Here is a 21,897-nt window from a genome sequence, read left to right on the forward strand (position 1 = left end):
TCGCTGAGTTTTCGTTTTCTTAAAAAAATGGAAAATGAAGATGATTTTGGGTATAGTTGGATTTCTAGTGCCTGTTGAACTCTAGGAATGTAGCCAGGAAAGCTTCTTTTTTTCTAAAGGATACGGGTATTTGCTTTCCATTTTTTAAAAAGATGGTGCCTGATTTATCATACTTATCAATGAATTTCAGGTTTACCATGAAAGATTGATGAGGCCTGGTAAAATGAACTTTTTCAAGCTGCTCTTCATAGGTTTTGATGGGTTTGGAAGCAATGTATTTTTTTCCATTTGATAGATGAAAAGTAGTATATCCTTTGTCAGACTCGCAATACAATAATTCAGAAAGATCGATGACCTGGAAGCTGTCACTTAAAGAAAGTACAAGGGTGGAATCATCTTGATACCAAACCTTCTTTGTTCGATTGATCTCTTGTTTTTGTTGGACTGAACTTTTGCTTTGTACTTTGTTCAAAGCGAGTTGAAGCTCTTCCGGATCAACTGGTTTCATCAGGTAGTCTACGGCTCCGATTTTCAGTGCTTTAAGTGCAAATTCCTCATAGGCAGTGATGAAAATGACCTTGAAGTCCAGACTTTCAGTTTGATCCAAAAAATCAAATCCTGTTCCATCCGAAAGGTTGATGTCCAAAAATACCAGTTCGGGTTTACAGGCCTTGGCAACTATTACCGCCTCTTTTACAGATTCACATTCACCAATGATATTGATATCAGAACTCACTGAGTTAAGCAAGTTAATCAGTCCTTTTCTGATATAGGCTTTATCTTCTATGACCAGGGCATTCATGATTCTTGGGTTGGTTTGTATGGGATTGTTAAAGTCACTATTGTTCCTTTTTCATTGTGGTTGGATCTGTCCTCGATCTTCATGTCTCCTTTCATTTTCAAATCTTTGGAGAGAATTTTTAACCGCTCTGAAGTAATGGTGGTAGATAAGGATTTTTTGTTTTTTGATTGGCCTCCTTGTTGAGAGGCTATCCCTACACCATTGTCAGCAATTGTACAGGTAAGATGTTCTTCTTCATATGTAAGAGAAATGTCAATTTTACTATCCCCTGATTGTCCCTCAAAGGCGTGTTCGATTGCATTCTCTACAAATGGCTGAATCAACATGGGGGGGATCAACATGGATTTTGTGTCAATTTGCGGGTCCACATAGATGGAATAGTCAAATTGATTGTCTTCCAGATTATGGAGGGATAAATAGTTTTCTATGGCTGCAATTTCCTTAGAAAGCAAGACTAATTTGTCCCTGGAGTTTTCCAATATGATTCGAAGTAGTTTGGAGAATTTGGAAAGGTAGTTTATTGATTTACTTTCCTCTTTGTTGAGAATCATCCCCTGAAGTACAGACAGAGAATTGAAGATAAAATGTGGGGTCATTTGGGAACGAAGTAACTTTTGCTCCACGATTACATTCTTGGTTTTGGATTTTTCATTTTTAAGCTTTTCTATAAAAATCAAGGTTCCTAAAACAATAGAAATCAATAATACAGCAATGATGGCCCAAAGGTAATTTTGTCTAGTTTTAGCCAAATCTTGGGAGGTGTCCAGTACAGTTTTTGTCAACCTTAGCTCTCTGATGTTTGCCGAATCCAATGCCTGCTTGTATTTGTACTCGTATTCTAATTGGGCGATTTTCTCTACATTCTCCTTATTAAATAGACTATCATTCAGTATTTTAAACTGTTGGTGGTTTTCGAGTGCCCTCTTGTAATCACCTCTTGCTTCGTAAATTTTAGAAAGGATTTCCGAGGTTTCCTTTTGATGGTCTAAAAAACCAAAATTTTTGGATATTTCGTAGGCTTTCTGGGCATTGGACAATGCTTGATTATATTTTTTTTGTCTCGAATAAATTATGGATTTCCCAATATAGGCTCCAGATAAGGTTTCTTTGTTTTCAATGTCTTCGCTGACTTTTTCTGATTCAGAAAAGTAAAAATTTGCATTTTCAAGGTCTTCAAGAATTAGATAGATGCCGCCAATATTATTCAGGATAGGAGGGATTTCACTGATTGCCTCTATTTGTTTACTTATTTCTAAGGCTTTAGAATAACTTTTTAAGGCATTTTCATAATCCTCCAAATCTTCATAAATGGTTCCGATTCCATTTAGGGTATTGGAAATGCCCTGCTTACTATTCATTCGTTCATAGATTCCCAAGGATCTATCAAATGCATCCATAGCCTTCTCAAAGTCTTTCTGAATCTTATAAACCGCACCTATATTTCCAAGATTATGGGCCATGCTGATACTATCCGCTAACTTTTCATTCATGTATAGCGATTCTTTGAATTTCTCATGGGCGAGAGGATAATTGCCCAATTGCATATAGACATTTCCCAAATTATTTAAACTGTAGGAAACCCGTTGTTCGTTTTGATCAGCCTCAGCTATTGCACGCGCTTTATCCAAATAGGTAATGGCTTCATCAAATTCACCTAGGCCTTCATAAACAGTTCCTAAATTCAAAAGGCTTGCAGAAAGATTGTCACTTCCGATTTGTTCTTCTATGGTGATTGCTTTTTTGAAATTCGCAATCGCATTTCTGAGCTCACCTTTGTTTCTAAAGGTGATCCCCATGGCATTGTAGGAGCTAGCTATTCCTTTTTGATACTGTATACCTTCATACAGGTTAAGTGCCATATCATAATATTGAAGGGCTTGGTCAAAATTGGATTGTATTGCCTCGGTGATTCCCCTGATGTAAATTCCTCTGGCCCGTCCTTTGGTGAAATCTAGAGCATCGGCCAACATTTTAGATTCGTCCAAGTAGGCTATGGATTTGGCAATGTCTCTACTGAAATACGAAAATGCCAGGTCATTTAAAAGGGTGACTCGGATGGTATCTTTTTTTGGATGAAGTTCTAATTCTGTTTTTAGACTATCAATTGTCTGAGTTTGTGCGATTGAAACTGTCCAAATCAAAAAGAAAAACAGTAAAGTAAGAACAGTTCTAAAAGTGAATTGCATGTTTTTTCTGAGAATGTTGATTAGGATCCTTCCCAAGTTTGAAAATGGAATTTGGCAAAGGATTTATGCTCGTTATATGTCCTTTTTGGATTAGCTGAAGGTTTATGGATTCTAGTCTTGACCAAAATAATTGTTTCTATCTCTATTTGGTAAGAATGATGGAGTTTTCTGAACGAAACCTGTATTTCAAAAAATATGCGTCTCATTTCAGTCAATATTCGTTCGGCTGAGCAATTTTCCCTAAATGAGATTTTTTAATAGCGGGGAGGTAGAACGAGGAGTCTGTGAAACTTATTTTAATCCCACATTACCTTTTTATTACATGTGACAAGAGGTGTTTGAGGAGGCTTATGGATTATTTTATTTTGGATAAGGCATAATACTTTTCAATCGTGGAGAAACTTGATGAGGTCAATTTGGAGCAGCTGGTGAGTAAGATTTCCCAAGGGGATGAATCGGCTTTTGCCGAGTTATATGAGCTTTTTTCCACCAAGATTTACCATACTTCGAGAAAGATGAATCTTGAGCATGAAGAAGCCGAAGAAATCGTTCAAGAGGTTTTTTTGAAGATTTGGAAATATCGGGAAAGATTGGATCCAGAGCGATCAGTCAATGCTTATATGCTGGCCATCGTCAAATCTTTGGTCATAAAGAAAGTAAGAAAGGAAGCTCGATTTTTTGCTTTCCAAAAATACCAAATACCTATAGAAGAAGAGAAGAGCATAAGTGGTCCTGATGAAGATTTGATTTTTTCTGAATTTCACGGAATCTCTATGGATTTGATTGATCAGTTGCCACCTGCTCAAAAAGAGGTTTTTAAACTGAAACATATAGAAAATCAATCAGTTGAAGAGATTTCCCGAAAATTGAATGTTTCTCGTAGAACAGTTGAAAACCAGATTTTTCGATCCACAAAATCCTTGAAGGAAGGATTGAAAAAATGGGAAATTGTTACAGTAAGTGTTTGGTTTTTAGGTTTTGAATATTTTGTTAAACATCTTGTTAAGTAATTGTTAAGAATTATTATTTGGCGTTAACAATTATTTTCCAAATATTTTTCTTTGGTTAATGAGTATAACCATGGCTCTGGATCTATATAGGGTAGAAACAAGCCCAATATGGACTACAAAAATAAGATCAAGGATTTTTACGAAGGAAAATTGAATCAAGAAGAGGTTCGTGAGTTTTTAAGGTTTCTGGAAAGTGCAGAAGCAGAAAAGGAATTGAACCGTGAGATTATCCAATTATGGGTTTCTGATGTAAAGAATGAGCAAATCCAATGGGATCAGCAAAAGCTTTGGCATAAAATCATTTCAAAACGTAAAGAGGATTCTGAAAAGCAGATAAAGAAGAAGCCATTCCTTCGAAAGCTGGATAGTTCTACTTGGACCAAAGTAGCAGCGGCAGTATTGATCTTTGGTTTGGTCGCTTTCTATTTTTTAGAGAATCGTGTTAATCAAAATGTGCAGGAGTCTCCTTTGGTTGAGCAGCAGTTTATCACCAAATCCAACGCAAAAGGGAAAAAGACCAAAATTGTTTTAGAGGATGGTTCAGAAGTATATCTCAATTCTGAAAGTAGCATCCGATACCCCAATGACTTCAAAGAAAACCGGAATATTTCCCTCGAAGGGGAAGCCTATTTTAGAGTAGCAAAAGACTCTATTCACCCTTTCACGGTCGATGCAAAAGGAGTGCTGACTACAGCTCTAGGGACTTCATTCAATATATCCACTTTTCATTCTGATGAGATGGTAACGGTGACCCTTTTGACTGGAAAAGTGAAACTCAATCAAGAAGGGAAGGATGGTTTCATAGAGTTAAACCCGGGAGAGGAATCTTTTCTGTCATCCTTTATTCCTGTTCTTGAAAAATACCAAGTCTCTGGGGTGGACAAGATTCTCTGGACTAAGGGGATTCTGAAGTTTCAAGACGCCTCTTTGTTCGAAATGAAAGAGATTTTAGAGAGATGGTACGGAGTCGAAATTTTCGTCAAAGGACAACCTAAAGAACTGAGAGCTTCTGGGGTATTTGACCCTCAAGAGTCGCTGGAAAATGTGCTAAAGGTCATGGGGGAAACCCTTGAATTTGAATTTGAGATGGAAGATCAGATGATCACAATCAATTTTTAACTACTGCCTATGTAAAAATAAGAAAGCAAAAAAACAGGAACGTACGGCAATACGCTCCTGTCAAATCAAAACAAATTAAATCCCTGACAAATCAGAATTGCGGTCTGGAGCCAGGGAACCGATGTTTCAATCTATTCAATCCAAAAATATGCAAAAAATATTACCGTTAATAGTTATGTCTATTAAACTATTGGCCAGAGGAATAGCAGTTTTATGCTTGACTGTTACTCCACTTTTCGCAAATACTTCCAAAGCCCAAATCAAAGGGATAGATGAGGTAGTTGTAGAATTGAAAGAAGAACCAAAAACGCTTCTTCAGTTTTTTAAGGCCATCGAGAAAAATTCAGAATTCAAATTCTTCTACACAGAAGAGGCATTGAAGTATTCAGGTGAAATCGAATATCTCCAAGCTGGAAAGACTGTAGAAGAGCATTTGTACAATGTTGCCAAACAAACCAAATTGAGGTTTAAGCAGGTGAACAATACCATTAGTGTCATTGTTCAGGACGATTCCAAAGTGAATTTGATTACCAAGGAAATCGCCGAAATAAGAATTTCTGGTGTGGTAAAAGATGAATTCGGAGAGCCTATTCCAGGTGTTTCAATCTTGGTAAAAGGAACAACGAAAGGAACTGTGACGGACTTAGACGGTGCTTACAGCCTGGAAGCTCCCCAAGGGCAGGTTTTGGTGTTTTCATTTATCGGTTATGAAACTCAGGAATTGGGTATAGGAGCCGCATCGGTCATGGATGTGACATTGAGACCAACTGCCAATGATTTGGAAGAAGTCGTAGTTGTTGGATATGGCCAGCAAAAGAAAGCTAACCTAACAGGTGCTGTGGACCAAGTTGATTCAGAGGTCTTCGAAAACCGTCCAATAACAAACGTTTCCCAAGGTCTTGTTGGGGTAATTCCTAACCTTAACATCAAAATGTTGGATGGGAAACCAACTCAATCTCCTTCATACAATGTTCGTGGTACTACCTCAATTGGACAGCAAGGCAGCGCCTTGATCCTGATTGATGGAGTGGAAGGTGATCCAAGAATGCTCAATCCTAATGATATTGCGAGTGTTACTGTATTGAAAGATGCTGCTTCAGCTTCTATTTATGGTGCCCGTGCAGCATTTGGGGTAGTTTTGATTACTACCAAATCAGCAGCAGAAGGAAAGACTTCAATCACTTATTCTTCCAATTTTTCAGCAAAATCGCCAACAGCTGTTCCGGATAATATCACTGAATCTTATCCTTGGGCAAAAAGCTTTAGCGATGCCTGGTCCAATTGGAATGACAATGGAAGAACCCCTACTTCCATTAACAAGACTTTGTCGTTTTCTCCTGAATATTTAGAAGAAATCAAAAGAAGATGGGAAGATCCATCGCTACCAAGAATCGAGGTAGATCCAGCAACAGGTCAATATCAATATTTTTACAGTACTGACTGGTATCAGCAATTGTACAAGGATAGCTTTTTTGCTCAGGATCATAATTTGACATTGACAGGTGGAGACAAAAAGACTACGTTCTATGTCAGTGGTAGATATAATGGTCAGGACGGATTGTTTAGATACAATACTGACACCTATGCAATGTATAACCTTCGGGCAAAAGGTACGATTCAACTGACTCCGTGGCTTCAGGTAGAAAACAATACTGAATATTCTCATATGACTTATCATCAGCCTCTTAACGTGGGTGAAGGAAGTGGTATCTGGAGAAATATGGCAGATGAAGGACACCCATTGGCACCTTTGACCAACCCTGATGGCTCACTTTCTTTCCCTGCAGCATATACAGTTGGTGATTATTACATTGGAAAAAATGCTATCGATAATGTGCAGCGCTTCTTGAAAAACAGATTGGCTGCCAAAGCTGAATTGTTTGATAAAAAATTGACTCTTAACGGAAATTTCACTTTTCAAACAAGAGACAATAGGGCTTTCCAAAAGCGCGTGCAGGTTCCTTATAGCAGATATGAAGGTGTGACTGGTTATACCGGTACCAATACGAATGATCTTCAGGACAGAAGAAATACCACGGAGTATTACGCTACAAACTTGTATGCGAACTATTTGAAGTCATTTAACAATACTCACAACCTAGGCTTGTTGTTGGGATTCAACTACGAGACTTCTGTTTATGAGAATTTGACTACCAGAAGAAATGGTATTGTTTATCCAGATGCAGAGGATATCAATTTGGCATTGGGACAAAGTATTGTTACCAATGGAGGTTATCAAAAATGGGCCATTGCCGGAACATTCTTCAGGGTAAACTATGATTACCAAGGAAAGTATTTGTTGGAAGTCAATGGACGATATGATGGATCTTCTAAATTTCCAACCGAACAACAGTGGGCATTCTTTCCATCTGCATCAGTAGGGTGGGCCGTATCTGAGGAGAACTTCTGGGAAGTAAATCCAAAATTATTCTCGAATCTGAAAGTAAGAGCCTCTTATGGTTCTTTAGGGAATGGAAACATCCGTCCTTATTCATTTACAGAAAACTTCTCCATCTCTCAATTAGATAGAATTATCAATGGACAGCGTCCACAGTCTACAGGTATGCCAGGGGTAGTTCCTCAAGGTTTGACTTGGGAAACATCTACCACGGCCGATTTAGGTTTGGATTTTGGAATGCTTGAAAACAGACTTCAGTTTACGGGGGATTGGTACCGTCGCTGGACTTCTGATATGTTTACAAATGGTCCGACTTTACCAGCAATTTATGGTACCACAGTTCCAAAAGGGAATTACGCGGACTTGGAGACAACTGGCTGGGAAGCCACTGTGACCTGGAGAGATGAATTCACGATGGGGGAAAAACCTTTCAATTACAGCGTGAGACTTTCCATGTCTGATTACAAAGCTTATATCACCAAGTACAATAACGCTGAGAAAAACCTCACGGATTATTATGAAGGTATGCGAATCGGAGAGATTTGGGGATATCAAGTTGAAGGGTTGTTCCGATCAGAAGAGGAGATTTTGAATTCACCGTCCCAATCCAATATTCCAAATACCAATACTAGAAAGAACTATGTAGGGGACTTGAAGTTTAAAAACCTGGATGGAGATGATATTATCTACCATGGATTGAATAAAGTAGGTGATTCTGGCGATAAGACCATTATTGGCAATTCGGAGCCTCGATATACTTATGGAGTTAATTTAAATGCTGAATGGAATGGTTTCTTTATCGGGGCATTTTTCCAAGGCGTCTTGAAACAAGATTGGTATCCATTTGGAGAGTCTCGTTTCTGGGGACAGTATAACAGACCTTACAACCAATATCCAAGCTGGCATGAAGAGAATATGTTCCGAGAGGAATTGGGAAATTTTGATGCCTATCTTCCTAGGTTAGTCGGTTATATTGCTTTAGGAAACAGGGTGCTAAGTACTCCGAATGACCGATACCTTCAAAACGTTGCTTACGTGAGATTGAGAAACTTGCAAATCGGCTATACACTTCCAAAGCACCTAACAGAGAAAATCCATGCAACTGATGTGAAATTCTATGTGTCTGGAGAGAATCTTTGGACTTGGTCGCCTTTATACAAATGGACTAGAGATACAGATGTAACTAGTATCTATGGCTCTGACCGTGACTTAAGTGGTGGTACCAGTGGCGATGGATATAACTATCCTATGCTAAAAGCATTCTCAGCTGGACTAACCGTTAATTTCTAATCTGAACTATCATGAAACTATTTCATTATATACTTTCAATTTTACTGATTGCTGCTGTCACATCTTGTAATCTGGATGAATTTCCAGTAGATACAGCAGATAATCAGGCTATTTTCGGTTCAGCAAGCGGGCTGGAGCTTTATAGCAATTCCTTCTACAATATCTTGCCAGGAACCGATGTTGGTGTTTTCCAAGGAGATGACAATTCTGATTTGGTAGCAAGAAATGGTGTGGATACCTATTTGGCTGTAAATGCATTGAGTCCTGTTACCAGTTCTGGTTGGTCTTGGTCTGCTTTGAGAAATATTAATTATTTCATCGAAAATGCAGAAAATAGCCCAGTAGCTGAAAAGGATCACTATATCGGAACGGCTAGATTTTTCAGGGCCTTATTCTATTTTGATAAGGTAAAGCGCTTTGGAGATGTACCATGGATAGATCGTACCATTGATATCGCTGATAGCTTGACGCTTTATGGTGGTAGAGATGATCGTTTTGAAGTGATGGAAAAGGTTTTGGAGGATTTGGATTTTGCCATTGAAAATATAAGCTTAACCTCAGATGCTTCTTCTACCAGAATCACCAAAAATGTAGCAAGAGCCTATAAAACTAGAATTGCTCTTTTTGAGGCTTCTTTTAGAAAATACCATACTGAATACGGCATGCAAGGAACAGCAAATGCATGGTATGAAGAAGTTGTAAATACAGCCAATGAAATCACTGGGTTTACTCTTCATAAGGGTGCGAATAATGAGCTTTCCTATAGGGAAATGTTCATTGCAAAAACTCCTTATGCTGATGAGACAATTTTAGCTGTTGCCTTGGATGCAAGTTTACAGGTTTTCAGTTCTGCCAATCGTCGATTTATCAGTCCAACTTATGGGAACAGACCTAGCCTTACCAGAGGGTTTGTAAACACCTATCTCAATTTGGACGGGACTCCATTTACTTCTGATGCTGGATATCAAAATACGCCTTTTGTAGATGAGGTGAAAAATAGGGATTTGAGGCTGAAGCAGACGGTGAGATTGGGTGATTATCATCGGACCGAAAACGGTGTTTCTGTAGTTGCTCCACCTAATTTTACCCAGACATTTACTGGCTATCAACCGATAAAGTGGTGTTACGATGAGCGTTTTCCATATGATGATGAAAGCCGAAATGACAATGCTCATATTATCATGAGGTTTGCTGAAGTATTGCTGAACAAAGCCGAAGCTTTGGCTGAATTGGGAGCAATGACTCCTGGTGATTGGTCAGAAACAATTGGTGCTTTGCGAGAAAGAGCTGGAATTACCGGTTCAACCTTGACTACTGTACCCTCCGAAGCAGATCCATATCTCGTTGATTATTATTTAGGTAAATTCACTGATCCTATTCTTTTGGAAGTGATCCGAGAAAGAGCAGTTGAAATGGTGTTCGAAGGACTACGACCGGATGATTTGAGAAGATGGCATATCGGAGAGCTTTTCGAACAGGCTCCAATGAATGGAATGTATGTACCTGCTTTGGGTGAGTATGATCTCAACGAAGATGGTGTGATGGATGTCTATTTCTATCAAGGGGATAGACCTGAGTCCTCTAATCCTGCGATAGCTTTTGTGGATGTTACTCCTTCGTCAGCAGCAGGGAGGATTCAACTTTCCAATGGTACCTCAGGTGAGGTTCTTTGGAATCCTGGAGCTCGTGAATGGTTGGATAAAAAGTATCTTTATCCTATACCTGAAAATGACAGAATCATGAATCCAAACTTGGGCCAAAACCCAGGTTGGGAATAAACAGAATTAAATTGATCTCCAGATTTATTTTCTGGGGATCTTTATATTGACAATTATGAAAAAACAACTCTTAACATTATTTGTATTCTTGATATCCATTACTGCTTATGCACAAGGTTCTGAGGATATCAAAGTCTCAAGTTTTAATTTGAGAATGGATACACCCCGTGATAGCATTAATGCTTGGCCGAACCGAAAAGAAATGGTCAAATCATTGATCCAGTATCACGATTTTGACATAATCGGAACTCAGGAAGGCTTTATTCATCAATTGACAGATTTGATGGAGATGCCTGGATTTGCCTTTATCGGAGCAGGACGAGATGATGGAAAGCAGGGTGGCGAACATTCTGCTATCATTTATAAAACTGATCGATTCAAAGTGCTTGAATCTGGAGATTTTTGGTTGAGAGAAAATCCAGATGAACCAGGATTGGGTTGGGATGCGACTTGTTGCAATCGAATAGCTTCTTGGGGGCTTTTAAAGGACTTGAAAAATGGAAATGAGTTCTATGTATTCAATGCTCATTTTGATCATCAAGGGGTAGTTGCAAGGAAAGAATCTGGAAAGTTGATGGTGAAAAAAATGAAAGAAATCGCCAAAGGAAAACCAGTCATATGTACAGGTGATTTTAACTCCACACCTGATACGGAGCAGATTATTGGATTGTCCCAGTTTCTGAATGACTCGTATGAAGTTTCAAAAATGAAGCCTTATGGGCCGGTTGGAACTACCAATGCATTTGTTTTTACGGCACCCATGAAAAACAGAATTGACTATGTTTTTGTAAGTGATGATTTTGAAGTATCCAAATATGCAGTATTGACGGACGCTTTGAATCAGCGCTATCCTTCTGATCATTTGCCTGTTGTTGCGACTGTCAATTTCAAAAAATAAAAAGTCAACATTATAAAATTTCTGAATGAGTGTTCAGTAGATTTTCAATCTAAGCCCGGTTCTGCTGGGCTTTTTTATGGTTTTTCTAGTTCTGGATTTTTCAAATATTCCCGCAAATCCTTGGGGTGATCTGTTTGCAAAGCATTGACACCTTTTTTGATGCAAGATGCCCAGATTTCTGGAGATTCATTAGGGGATTGAATGTCAATCCAGATTTCCTTTCCCAAGAATTGGGCTGCTTGAATCATCTCTGGTGTGTAGTCTTGGCATTTTCCATCGAAGTAATCTACATCAGTTTCGCTGATGAAATCTTTCAGGCTTTCTATGTCCTGAACAGAATCGGGTAGGCTCATCATCAATGGGACATTTGGAGCTGTTTTTCCCCAATCTTTTTGTTGCAAAGGATGGTTTACATACACCAAGATTTGATCATCCATTCCGAATTTCTGGATCAGTTTCCATGTTTTTTGAACATCCGCTGTTTTAAAATCCAAGTAGATCTTCACCCTTCCCTTGCTGATTTTTAGGACTTCTTCAAAAGTGGGAATTCTATACTCTTTGTTAAGTTTACCTTGATGGAACAATGGCATGTTCTGAAGTTCTTTCAGATCGTAATCACCAAAATCTCCTTGAATTCCGGTCATCCGATCTAAGCTGCCATCATGAAAAACAGCAAGGTAGCCGTCCTTTGTAGTCCTTAAATCCACTTCAATGTAATCGACTCCAATTTCTATTGCTTCTTCGAAAGCCTGAATTGTATTTTCTGGCAATTCGGTATGAGCACCCCTGTGAGCTATTACTTTGATTTTTTGAATTGAGTTTTCTGAAAAAATGAGAGGTGAATACCCTTTCAAAATGCTAATAAACAAGGAGAAATAAAGGATCATATTCATACTATACAAACTACCTGCTTGAGGATTGAATGGGCTAATGATCATTTCTATTAATTAAGAAGATTACAGATTGTGGAAAATAAACACCTCCAACTACCAATTTTCTGATTACTTTTGGCCCTCTCGTTCTTTGGTTCAATTATAAAATCAAAGCCGTTGTCGGTTTCCCTTAACGGGAATTAATAAGGAACCATGTGAAAATCATGGACTGTCGCGCAACTGTAACCCTGTTCCGAATTTTCGGAAACAAGCTTTTTTCAAAAATGCCATTGTTTGCATCCTGCAAATGAGAAGGCGGAAAAGGTCAGGGAAGTCAGGAGACTTGCCACAACGCATTGACATTGCTTTCGCGATTTGAAGTTTTTGTCAGGCATTGAACTCTATCTTTTCCATTTTTTCATGGAATAAGTGCGTCCAATTCTGTCCTCCTTCTTTTCATGTAAGCAATTGATTTTTCCATTCTGACGAGTGTTAATCAATTTTCTAAATTTTAATGCTTACATCATGTTGACAAACAACTTGGGCTATCCGCGAATAGGTAGCTTACGTCAATTGAAAAAAGCCTGCGAAAACTATTGGGCAGGCAAAATCAGCCAACAACAATTGTTGCGTGAAGGCCATTTGATCAAAAAGGCCAATTGGGAACTTCAAAAGGAGTTTGGGATTGACAAAATCCCATCCAATGATTTTTCATTTTATGATCAGGTGCTGGATATGTCCCTAATGGTTAATGCTATTCCTGATCGGTTTCATGAGGTGCTTTTGAAGGAATGTAAATCTGAATTGGATTTATACTTTGCCATGGCCAGAGGTTACCAAAAAGAAGACTTAGATATTGTTCCCCTCGAAATGACCAAATGGTTTGATACCAATTACCATTACCTGGTCCCAGAATTCCAAAAAGGTCAGCCTTTTAAGCTTTTTTCCACCAAGGTGATAGATGAATTCAAAGAAGCCAAGTATGAGGGGATCCATACCAAGCCTGTTCTGATTGGTCCGGTTTCCTATCTTTTATTAGGGAAGGAAAAGGAAAAAGGGTTCAATAGGATTGATCTGATTTCAAATCTGTTACCTGTTTATCTCGAAATTCTGAAAAAGTTGGAAGAGGCAGGTGCAGACTGGATTCAATTGGATGAGCCGAGCTTGGTGATGGATTTGCAGAATGATGAAATCGAGGCTTTTCAAGAAGTCTATAAGGTGATTAGAAAAACCTTTCCTAATCTGAAAATCTTGGTGGCGAGCTATTTTGGATCAATTAAGCATCAGTTGGACTGGTTGTCTTCCTTACCCATCTGTGCCTTGCATGTGGACCTGACTAGGGGAGAAGATCAATTGTCAGATATATTGGCTCATATTCCATCTGAAATAACCCTGTCTTTGGGTGTAGTAGACGGTAGAAATATCTGGATCAATGATTTCTCCAAGTCTATAAATCTCCTTGAGGAAGCCATTCAACAGAGGGGAGAGGAAAGGGTTTGGATTTCCCCTTCCTGTTCTTTGATTCATGTTCCTTGTGATTTGGAATTGGAAACGGATGAAGAATCACTCAAGCCGGAAATCAAGGCTTGGATGGCTTTTGCCAAGCAAAAATTGGAAGAATTGGTATCCTTGAAAAACCTATTTGAGTCTAGAGAGAGCAATTTATTTGAGGAAAACCAGAAATTGATCCAGGCTCGAAAGTCTTCTAATTTGGTTCATAATTCCGATGTTAAAGAAGAAACTTGGTCCTTGTCTAGAGGTTCAGACACTCGTAAAAATCCATTTTCAGTCAGGAAGATTTTGCAACAAGCTCATCTTGATCTTAATGCATTTCCTACAACCACAATTGGCTCTTTCCCACAAACCAAAGAAGTGAGAGCTTGGAGACTACAATTCAAGAAAGGTCTGCTAGGGAAAGTAGAATATGAGAATTTGTTGAAGCAAGAGATCAAAGAAACCATTCAATGGCAAGAAGAGGTTGGCTTGGATGTTTTGGTCCATGGGGAGTACGAGCGAAATGACATGGTGGAATACTTTGGAGAAAAGCTGGATGGATTTGCATTCACCCAAAATGGATGGGTTCAGAGTTATGGCTCCCGATGTGTGAAGCCTCCTGTAATTTATGGCGATGTTTCTAGGCCTGAAGCCATGACGGTAGAGTGGACTTCCTTTGCGCAAGCTTGTACAGATAGATTGGTGAAGGGGATGCTTACCGGACCAGTGACCCTATTGCAATGGTCCTTTGTGCGAGATGATCAACCAAGGTCTGCAACAGCCCTTCAAATTGCCATAGTCATTAGAAAGGAAGTCTTGGATTTAGAAAATGCAGGAATCAAAATCATTCAAATTGACGAGCCTGCTATTCGAGAAGGATTGCCATTGAGAAAAGAAGAATGGAAAGCTTACTTAGATTGGGCGATCCGTGCATTCCGAATTTCATCTTCTGGTGTGAAAAATCAAACCCAGATTCATACACATATGTGCTATTCTGATTTCAATGACATCATCTCAGATATCGCTGAAATGGACGCAGATGTTATTACCATCGAGTGTTCCAGATCCCAAATGGAGTTGTTGGATGCCTTTGCTGCATTTCAATATCCCAATGATATAGGTCCAGGAGTCTACGATATACATTCTCCGCGAGTTCCTTCAGAGGAGGAAATGGTAGATTTATTGGAAAAGGCAATTGCCTATCTTCCTCACGAGAATGTTTGGGTCAATCCCGATTGCGGTTTGAAAACCCGGCAATGGCCAGAAACTACCGAAGCTTTGAAGAGAATGGTCAAAGCTGCTCAGCAGATGAGAGAAAAGCTGCTGGTTAATTGAATTCCTTGATTGGAATGAAGAAAAAAGCTGATTTACTTGAAATGATGGCTTTGGATTTATTCTTGGAAGGAGAAGAGAAGAAAGAAGTTTTCAAGAAACTACTTTTAAAATCTGGAAAACAACGGACTCATCATCCTTTGTTGAGCTGGAAAACAAGATGGGCTTCTGATTCCAACAATTGAAAGGTAAAGAGGGTGAGCTAATGTCTCACCCTCTTTTATTTATTCGCTTTTCAAGTTTTTCACTGGATTGCTCCAGGCGGCCTTTAGTCCATGGATGCCAGCAGTGGTAAAAGCAATTCCGATAGTTGCAACCATAGCCACTGCCAAAGCCCATATCGGAACCGAAATATGGTAGGCAAAATCATCCAGCCATTGGTCCATGACCCAATAAGCTACCGGTGTTGCTACTACAATCGAAAGAATTACTAGTTTGACGAAATTTCCTGAAAGCATTTGAAGAACCTGCCAGGTAGATGCTCCCAATACTTTTCTGATACTGACTTCTTTGAGTCTTTGCTGGATCATGTAAGAGGAGAGCCCGAAAAGTCCCAAACAGGCCAAGACTATGGCCATGGAAGCGAAAATGTTCATGACTTTACCCAATTGCATTTCAGATTGGTACATTCTGTTATAGTCTTCATCCAAAAACGCATAAGAGAATGGTCTGTCGGGCATGAATTTTCCCCAAACCTCCTCGATATATGCCAAAGTTTCAGGTAAGTTTTCACCATTGATTTTTACCAATAATTTAGATCCCCAAGAGGAAGTGAAAAGAACCAGTGGGTTGAGATCATTTCTTAAGGATTGAAAGTGGAAATTTTTGACTACTCCTAATACAGTACCCTCCTCGTTCAAAATCATTCTTTTTCCGATGGCCTCATCCGGGCTCCAACCTAATTTTGCTGCAGCATTTTCTGTCAGGATATAGTTAAACTCATTGTCTTCCCATTCTTCATTTTCAGTCATGTGAATCATGCTTTCAGTGAAGTCCTGACCGGCAATCAATTCCAGTCCCGTCACCTTAATGAATTCATCATCCACAGGATTGGCATTGACAGAGATATATTCATTCTCTGGACGGGTCGGTAGATTCATACTATAGCCACTTTGGATATTGACGGGGCTATTGGCAGTTCGGCTGACATTGATGATTTGTGAGTGAGATTTCAGTTCCTTTTTGAAAGTCGAGATTTGTTTGTTGTCCTTGTTCCAGCCAATTGAAAGGGCGATGATTTGGTCTCTATCGTAGCCTAAATCCCTGTTTTGGATGAAATTTAGCTGACCGCTGATCACCAAGGTTGCAATGATCAGAAAAACTGAAATTCCGAATTGAAATACCGTCAGGGACTGCTGGAGCCACTTTGCTGTATTGGTATTTTTGAATACTCCCTTTAAAATGGAAATAGGTTGGAATTTGGAAAGAATCAATGCCGGATAACTACCTGCCACCAAGCTAATGATCAAAGTCAAACCAATGGCGAACGCTAAAAAAGTAGGTTGGATTAACTCAGAAACGGAAAGGTTTTTACCAATCAAAGAATTAAAATTAGGCAGTAACAGATAGGTCAGTGCAATACTGGTGATCAATGACAAAAAGGTCAATAAGGTAGATTCTCCAATAAATTGCCAGAATAGTTGACCTTGGTCAGCACCTGAAACTTTCCTGATACCTACTTCTTTGGCTCTTTCTACCGACTTTGCAGTGCTCAGATTGATATAGGTAGAGCATACAATTATTAAAATCAAAAATGCGATGGCTCCCAACATATATAGGTATGAAATGCTAGTATTCGGAACCATGTCGCTATAGGGAGAAAATAGGTGAACGTCCTTAAAGTGCTCCAAATGAAAGTCCACTGAAGCTCCCATTTCCTCAGATTCTTTGAGCATAAATGGATGGATTTTTTCATCCAGAGTATAAAAAGCATCCTTATTTGTTAATAGGAAATAAGTTGTGTAATTGGCATTCCAATAGGTTTCCTCTTGATTGGCACCCATGGTTGAAAAAGATGCCAAGAAGTCGAAATAGAACTGGGAATTTTTCGGGTAGTCCTTGATGACAGCTGTGACAGTGAAAAGGTCTTTTTCTTCTCCAACTTCCAATCCCTGACCGATGGGATCTTGATCGCCAAAGTATTTTTGAGCCATGCTCTCTGTTAAAACCAACTTATTGGGACCGTTTAAAGCGGTTTTGGGATTGCCGTCTAGCATTTCATAATAGAAGGCATCAAAAAAGGTGGAGTCAGCATAGAGAAAATTGGATTCCAATACAGGTTGATTGTTCAATTGGAGGATGGCAGATGCATCATTCATCCGCACCGCTTTTTCTATTTCTGGAAATGTCCTGGAAAAAACAGGAGCCACTTTGGTACTTGTGAAGGTTCCTTTTTGAGATCCCCCATCTTTTCCCATTGAATATTCCATGACCACCCTGGCTATCCTGTCAGCGTTGGGTTGAAATTTGTCAAAGCTAACTTCATGAAGTACAAAAAGGGCAATCATCAAACAGGAAGTCATTCCTACTGTCAAGCCCAACATATTGATGATGGTAGAGGGTTTGTTTTTCCAAAGTGTCCTTCTGGCGATTTTAAAATTATTGCGAAACATGTCTATAAAGTTGGTTTGGTAGTGGTTTTTCTTTCTGCCGATTATGCCCGGTCTAAATAGGAATAGGACGTCTTTCATAAAAAGTAGATCAGCCTTTCTTTTGCCTTTTTCTTCCAATCTTTGATCATACAATTCGAAAAGATCCCCTTCTATAAACTGATGGATTTCTGGGTCACAAAACCATCTAAAAAAGGAGATAAAAAATTCAGGCGGTCCTTTGGATTGATTTCTGTTCATGGCTACACCATTTTAAGTTTCCAAGCGACCTCCGGGATAGCATTCCAAAGGGATTCACGGGTCTCTTTACTGTATTCCATGGCTTTTTTGCCCAAGGCTGTGATTCTAAAATACTTTTTTGGCCTTCCTGCTCTTTCCTCGGTTCGCTCACCATCCTGGGATTTGAGATAGCCTTTCTCTTCCAATCGCTTCAGTGCAGTTTGCAAGGCCCCTACGCTGACGTTTCTTTGGAGGCGTGATTCTATTTCGGATTTGATAGAAACTCCATAAGCTTCATCAAACAAAATACCCACGGTCAGCATGACGATTTCTTCAAATTCTCCTAACTGGTACTTTTTCATGCATAGATAATAAATTCCTATTTGTAGTATTTAAAATCTATGCCAAAATAAAAAAATGCTATTTGGGTTGTTTGATGAGGTTTTTGGGAAAAATGAGAATGGATTGTCCGAACAGGTTTGTTCGGTGGCGGACTATTTTAATTTGGAATTAATACTTTTTCAAGTAAGAATTTTATCGAGGAGATGATTTTAAAAGTAGGTTGAATTGGTTTTTGGATAACATGATTTTTATTAAACACGTACTTAAAAGGGAACCAGACATTAGGTGACAAAGCAATTGTCATAGAAAAGTCTGATGGATGTCGATGTTAATTTTTGATCTAATTTTTATTTTTAAATAGCACAAACAGGAGGTAAAGATGAACTGGATTGCAAAAAGGATTAGCGAGGCCCGAAAGCTTAAAGGCCTTTCTCAAGAACAGTTGGCTGAACAGGCAAAGATAAATCTGCGGACAATCCAGCGGATAGAAAAATCCGAATGCGAACCGAGAGGAAGTACTTTAAATTTAATTTGTGATGCTCTTGAAATTGATTCGAAAGAATTGATAACTAGTGAAGAATCATTTAGAGGAAGAAATGTGCTCATTAAAATTGTCAATGGACTTTTTCTTGTTGCTCTTAATTTAATCTTGATGGGTGTCATAGGTTTTTTAACCTATGATATTAGTGCTAATTTAAACAGTAAATTTGGAGGCTTTTTGATAAGTGTTTTTCTACCGTTTTCAATTGTGGCTTTTACTAAAGACTTGAGCGGTATAGAAAGAATGGTGAAATTTGGAACAGGTTATTTTGCCTATTTCATTTTAGTGATGACAACCAATGGATTCGCAAGAGGGTTTATTTCTGGCTTATTTCCCTGTCTTCTAATTAGCTTAGCAGTATTATACTTTGGAGGGAGACTTCTTAAAAACAAAGATTAAGTCTATAATTTCTTTGTTTGGAATAATATCAATTTGCTGAAATTAGATTTTTAATTTTTCAAGATGATTTGCCAAGTACAAAGGATCAAACCCCCACACTTTCCTTTAGTAAAGAAATCACTAGCTCCTCGGTTAATGGTCTTTTGTTGGCTTTTTCTCGGATGGTTTCAAAATGGTATCTAAAATCACAACCTTCTTTGTAGGCGCTACATCCATAAGCAGTTTTTCCTTTTATAATCGTTCCTTTCTGACACAAAGGACATGGAATTACAGGGGGAGATTTTTTAGATTCTTGGGTGCTTTTAGTTTTCTTTTCTTCCAAAACGAGTTGAAAAGTTTCATCGAATCGAAGTAGACCTTCTTTGTCTCCAGCCTGTGTTTTAAATCCTTTTAAATTGACAGTAGAACCTTTTAGGACTAAACGTAAATACTGATTTTCTGAAATTTTCTTGCCCTCGAATGAAAATGGAAGTAAAAAGTTGCAGCCCTTCTTATAGGCACTACATCCGTAGCTTGATTTTCCTTTTAGGATAGATCCTTCTTTGCATTTTGGGCAATCAAATCCCACGAGTGTAGAACTCGTTTTTTCCTTTTCTTGAGGATTTTCTTTATCAGGAGACTTGGATTCGGTAGGAGGTGCAATGATGGTTTGGTTTTGTTCCCTCATTACTTCATACACCAAATGCTCCACCATGATTTTCATGTTTTTCACAAAAGAACCTGCATGAAAATTTCCCTTTTCGATCTCTCTCAACTGTTTTTCCCACTTTCCTGTCAGTTCCGCCGAGGTCAGCATATTGTTTCGAATGATTTCGATCAACTGGATGCCTGTTTCGGTAGGTAAAATCTGCTTTTTATTCCGCTCGATATATTGCCGTTTAAAAAGCGTCTCAATGATACTTGCCCGGGTTGAAGGACGTCCAATACCATTTTCCTTCATCAATTCACGCATTTCCTCATCGTCTACCTGTTTTCCGGCTGTTTCCATTCCTCTTAGCAATGTCGCCTCAGTGTAGTGCTTGGGGGCTTTGGTTTCTTTCTCCTGAAAAGAGGGTTCATGAGGTCCTTTCTCTCCTTTTTTGAAGATAGGGAGCTCATCTTTTTCCTTTTTGTCTTTTCCATCGGCAGTTTCAAAAACAACTTTCCAGCCTTTTTCTAAAATGACCTTGCCTGTTGTTTTAAAGGAAACTGTATCCACCTGTCCAATTACTGTGGTATTGGCAACTGAGCATTCATCATAAAAAATCGCAATAAACCGTCTTGCGATAATATCATAGACTTTAAGGTGGTTCCCATGCAGATTTCCCTGAATTCCCGTGGGTATGATTGCATGGTGGTCGGTTACTTTTTTGTCATTAAAAACCTTGGTCGACTTTTTTAATTTTTTACCTAAAACTGGTCGGGTTAACCCTTCGTAATTGGTTAGCTTCTGCAGAATTCCGGCTGCTTTGGGATAGATGTCATTTGGTAAAAATGTGGTATCTACTCTTGGATAAGTAATGACCTTTTGTTCGTAAAGTTGCTGCGCAATTTTAAGAGTTTCATCGGCAGAAAGCCCAAACTTATTATTGCAATAAACCTGTAAACCTGTCAAGTCAAAGAGCTTAGGGGCGTTTTCTTTTCCTCTTTTCTTTTCAACTGAGATAACTTCAAAGTCATGTTCTTTTACCTGGTTGGCAAAAGCTTCTCCGTCTTCTTTCTTTAAGAATTTCCCTTCTTCGCAATTGAAAGTGGTTTCTCTATAGACAGTCTGTAATTCCCAATAGGGTTGTGGCTTAAAGTTTTTTATCTCTTTAAAACGGTTCACAATCATCGCCAGAGTAGGAGTCTGAACTCTCCCGATCGATAGGACTTGTTTGTATCCACCATATTTGACTGTATAAAGCCGAGTGGCATTAATCCCTAGCAACCAGTCACCAATGGCTCTGGAAAATCCCGCATAGTATAGATTATCATATTTGGAGGAGGGTTGGAGCTTTTCGAAGCCTTCTTTGATCGCTTCTGTGGTCAAGGATGAAATCCAAAGGCGTTTGACTTCTCCTTTGTATTCTGCTTGTTCTATGACCCATCGCTGGATTAGTTCACCTTCTTGGCCTGCATCCCCACAATTGATCACAACTGTTGCGGTTTCAAAAAGCTTTTTTACAATATTGAATTGCTTCTGTATTCCTGAGTTGTCAACCACTTTGGTTTTGAACTTTTCGGGTAGCATGGGCAAGTGACTGAGACTCCAGCTTTTCCAAAAAGGTTCATAATCGTTGGGTTCAAATAAGGTGCAAAAGTGACCAAAAGTATAGGTTACGATATATCCATTTCCCTCGTAATATCCATCATGTCTGGCAGTGGCTCCAAGTACAGAGGCGATCTCACGGGCGACGCTTGGTTTTTCAGCAATACAAACTTTCATCTAAAACAAAACTAGAAAAAATAGTCTTAGCTCACCAGACTGGAAGCTTAGGAAAGTCTCAGATTTGGTAGCAATCTCCTAAATTTGAGAAGAGTGGGGTTAAAACAAAAAAGCCCAACACAATGTGTCAGGCTTTGATGCAGAGAGTGGGGGATTCGAACCTTTTTTTCAAAAGTGTGCAAAAATGCCCCTATATTCCCA

General features: G+C 38.9%; 14 protein-coding genes and 1 riboswitch. Of the genes, 8 read left to right on the top strand and 6 right to left on the bottom strand.

The annotated features are described in order from the left end of the window. Nucleotides 1–64 precede the first annotated feature (64 nt). Both O0V13_RS10005 and O0V13_RS10010 read right to left on the bottom strand, forming a co-directional pair. Nucleotides 65–802 (bottom strand): LytR/AlgR family response regulator transcription factor, encoded by a 738-nt coding sequence (locus O0V13_RS10005; RefSeq protein WP_268034843.1) that lies wholly within the window; start codon nt 800–802, stop codon nt 65–67. Next, complete coding sequence (locus tag O0V13_RS10010) at nt 799–2,988, bottom strand: tetratricopeptide repeat protein (RefSeq protein ID WP_268034844.1); 2,190 nt, start codon at nt 2,986–2,988, stop codon at nt 799–801. The genes O0V13_RS10005 and O0V13_RS10010 overlap by 4 nt, the downstream gene beginning before the upstream one ends. A 392-nt stretch (nt 2,989–3,380) precedes the next feature. Between O0V13_RS10010 and O0V13_RS10015 the strand changes: the two genes are divergently transcribed. The 5 genes from O0V13_RS10015 (at nt 3,381) to O0V13_RS10035 (ending at nt 11,481) form a co-directional block, all read left to right on the top strand. After that, nucleotides 3,381–3,998, top strand: coding sequence for an RNA polymerase sigma factor (locus O0V13_RS10015; RefSeq protein ID WP_268034845.1), 618 nt, complete (start codon nt 3,381–3,383; stop codon nt 3,996–3,998). Between the two features lie 108 nt (nt 3,999–4,106). Beyond that, complete coding sequence (locus O0V13_RS10020; protein WP_268034846.1) at nt 4,107–5,117, top strand: FecR family protein; 1,011 nt, start codon at nt 4,107–4,109, stop codon at nt 5,115–5,117. 175 nt (nt 5,118–5,292) lie between these two features. Further along, the gene (locus O0V13_RS10025; RefSeq protein WP_268034847.1) at nt 5,293–8,805 is read left to right on the top strand and encodes a SusC/RagA family TonB-linked outer membrane protein; all 3,513 of its coding nucleotides are present in this window, start codon (nt 5,293–5,295) and stop codon (nt 8,803–8,805) included. Between the two features lie 11 nt (nt 8,806–8,816). After that, nucleotides 8,817–10,583 carry a RagB/SusD family nutrient uptake outer membrane protein gene (locus O0V13_RS10030; RefSeq protein ID WP_268034848.1) on the top strand — a complete coding sequence of 589 codons (1,767 nt, stop codon included), beginning with the start codon at nt 8,817–8,819 and terminating at the stop codon, nt 10,581–10,583. A gap of 55 nt (nt 10,584–10,638) precedes the next feature. Beyond that, a complete protein-coding gene (locus tag O0V13_RS10035; protein ID WP_268034849.1) occupies nt 10,639–11,481 on the top strand; it encodes an endonuclease/exonuclease/phosphatase family protein in 843 nt (280 codons plus the stop codon). 74 nt (nt 11,482–11,555) lie between these two features. Here the strand turns inward: O0V13_RS10035 and O0V13_RS10040 are convergent, their stop codons facing one another. After that, the gene (locus O0V13_RS10040) at nt 11,556–12,419 is read right to left on the bottom strand and encodes a glycerophosphodiester phosphodiesterase family protein (protein WP_268034850.1); all 864 of its coding nucleotides are present in this window, start codon (nt 12,417–12,419) and stop codon (nt 11,556–11,558) included. Between the two features lie 97 nt (nt 12,420–12,516). Next, nucleotides 12,517–12,718, top strand: a riboswitch (cobalamin riboswitch). Nucleotides 12,719–12,878: 160 nt separating this feature from the next. Between O0V13_RS10040 and metE the strand changes: the two genes are divergently transcribed. Both metE and O0V13_RS10050 read left to right on the top strand, forming a co-directional pair. Beyond that, nucleotides 12,879–15,182 (top strand): 5-methyltetrahydropteroyltriglutamate--homocysteine S-methyltransferase, encoded by a 2,304-nt coding sequence (metE, locus tag O0V13_RS10045; RefSeq protein ID WP_268034851.1) that lies wholly within the window; start codon nt 12,879–12,881, stop codon nt 15,180–15,182. A 14-nt stretch (nt 15,183–15,196) separates the two neighbouring features. Then, nucleotides 15,197–15,364 (top strand): hypothetical protein, encoded by a 168-nt coding sequence (locus O0V13_RS10050; protein ID WP_268034852.1) that lies wholly within the window; start codon nt 15,197–15,199, stop codon nt 15,362–15,364. Between the two features lie 39 nt (nt 15,365–15,403). Here O0V13_RS10050 and O0V13_RS10055 read toward each other — a convergent pair whose 3' ends face one another. Further along, nucleotides 15,404–18,028, bottom strand: coding sequence for an ABC transporter permease (locus O0V13_RS10055; RefSeq protein WP_268034853.1), 2,625 nt, complete (start codon nt 18,026–18,028; stop codon nt 15,404–15,406). Between the two features lie 2 nt (nt 18,029–18,030). After that, nucleotides 18,031–18,369, bottom strand: a complete 339-nt coding sequence (locus O0V13_RS10060; RefSeq protein ID WP_268034854.1) for a PadR family transcriptional regulator — start codon at nt 18,367–18,369, stop codon at nt 18,031–18,033. Between the two features lie 359 nt (nt 18,370–18,728). Between O0V13_RS10060 and O0V13_RS10065 the strand changes: the two genes are divergently transcribed. Further along, the gene (locus tag O0V13_RS10065; RefSeq protein WP_268034855.1) at nt 18,729–19,289 is read left to right on the top strand and encodes a helix-turn-helix domain-containing protein; all 561 of its coding nucleotides are present in this window, start codon (nt 18,729–18,731) and stop codon (nt 19,287–19,289) included. 85 nt (nt 19,290–19,374) lie between these two features. Here O0V13_RS10065 and O0V13_RS10070 read toward each other — a convergent pair whose 3' ends face one another. Continuing rightward, nucleotides 19,375–21,696: a DNA topoisomerase 3 gene (locus O0V13_RS10070; RefSeq protein WP_268034856.1), complete on the bottom strand. Its 2,322-nt coding sequence runs from the start codon at nt 21,694–21,696 to the stop codon at nt 19,375–19,377. Nucleotides 21,697–21,897 lie beyond the last annotated feature (201 nt).

Source organism: Algoriphagus sp. PAP.12, from assembly GCF_026652115.1.
Classification (GTDB): domain Bacteria; phylum Bacteroidota; class Bacteroidia; order Cytophagales; family Cyclobacteriaceae; genus Algoriphagus.

What these genes read in the sequence shown, in the direction of transcription:
- O0V13_RS10010 (WP_268034844.1), bottom strand. Translation starts at nt 2,988, where the DNA reads ATGCAATTCACTTTTAGAACTGTTCTTACTTTACTGTTTTTCTTTTTG.
- O0V13_RS10050 (WP_268034852.1), top strand. Translation starts at nt 15,197, where the DNA reads ATGAAGAAAAAAGCTGATTTACTTGAAATGATGGCTTTGGATTTATTC.
- O0V13_RS10040 (WP_268034850.1), bottom strand. Translation starts at nt 12,419, where the DNA reads ATGATCATTAGCCCATTCAATCCTCAAGCAGGTAGTTTGTATAGTATG.
- O0V13_RS10070 (WP_268034856.1), bottom strand. Translation starts at nt 21,696, where the DNA reads ATGAAAGTTTGTATTGCTGAAAAACCAAGCGTCGCCCGTGAGATCGCC.
- O0V13_RS10060 (WP_268034854.1), bottom strand. Translation starts at nt 18,369, where the DNA reads ATGAAAAAGTACCAGTTAGGAGAATTTGAAGAAATCGTCATGCTGACC.
- O0V13_RS10005 (WP_268034843.1), bottom strand. Translation starts at nt 802, where the DNA reads ATGAATGCCCTGGTCATAGAAGATAAAGCCTATATCAGAAAAGGACTG.
- O0V13_RS10035 (WP_268034849.1), top strand. Translation starts at nt 10,639, where the DNA reads ATGAAAAAACAACTCTTAACATTATTTGTATTCTTGATATCCATTACT.
- O0V13_RS10020 (WP_268034846.1), top strand. Translation starts at nt 4,107, where the DNA reads ATGGACTACAAAAATAAGATCAAGGATTTTTACGAAGGAAAATTGAAT.
- O0V13_RS10025 (WP_268034847.1), top strand. Translation starts at nt 5,293, where the DNA reads ATGTCTATTAAACTATTGGCCAGAGGAATAGCAGTTTTATGCTTGACT.
- O0V13_RS10065 (WP_268034855.1), top strand. Translation starts at nt 18,729, where the DNA reads ATGAACTGGATTGCAAAAAGGATTAGCGAGGCCCGAAAGCTTAAAGGC.
- O0V13_RS10055 (WP_268034853.1), bottom strand. Translation starts at nt 18,028, where the DNA reads ATGAACAGAAATCAATCCAAAGGACCGCCTGAATTTTTTATCTCCTTT.
- metE (WP_268034851.1), top strand. Translation starts at nt 12,879, where the DNA reads ATGTTGACAAACAACTTGGGCTATCCGCGAATAGGTAGCTTACGTCAA.
- O0V13_RS10030 (WP_268034848.1), top strand. Translation starts at nt 8,817, where the DNA reads ATGAAACTATTTCATTATATACTTTCAATTTTACTGATTGCTGCTGTC.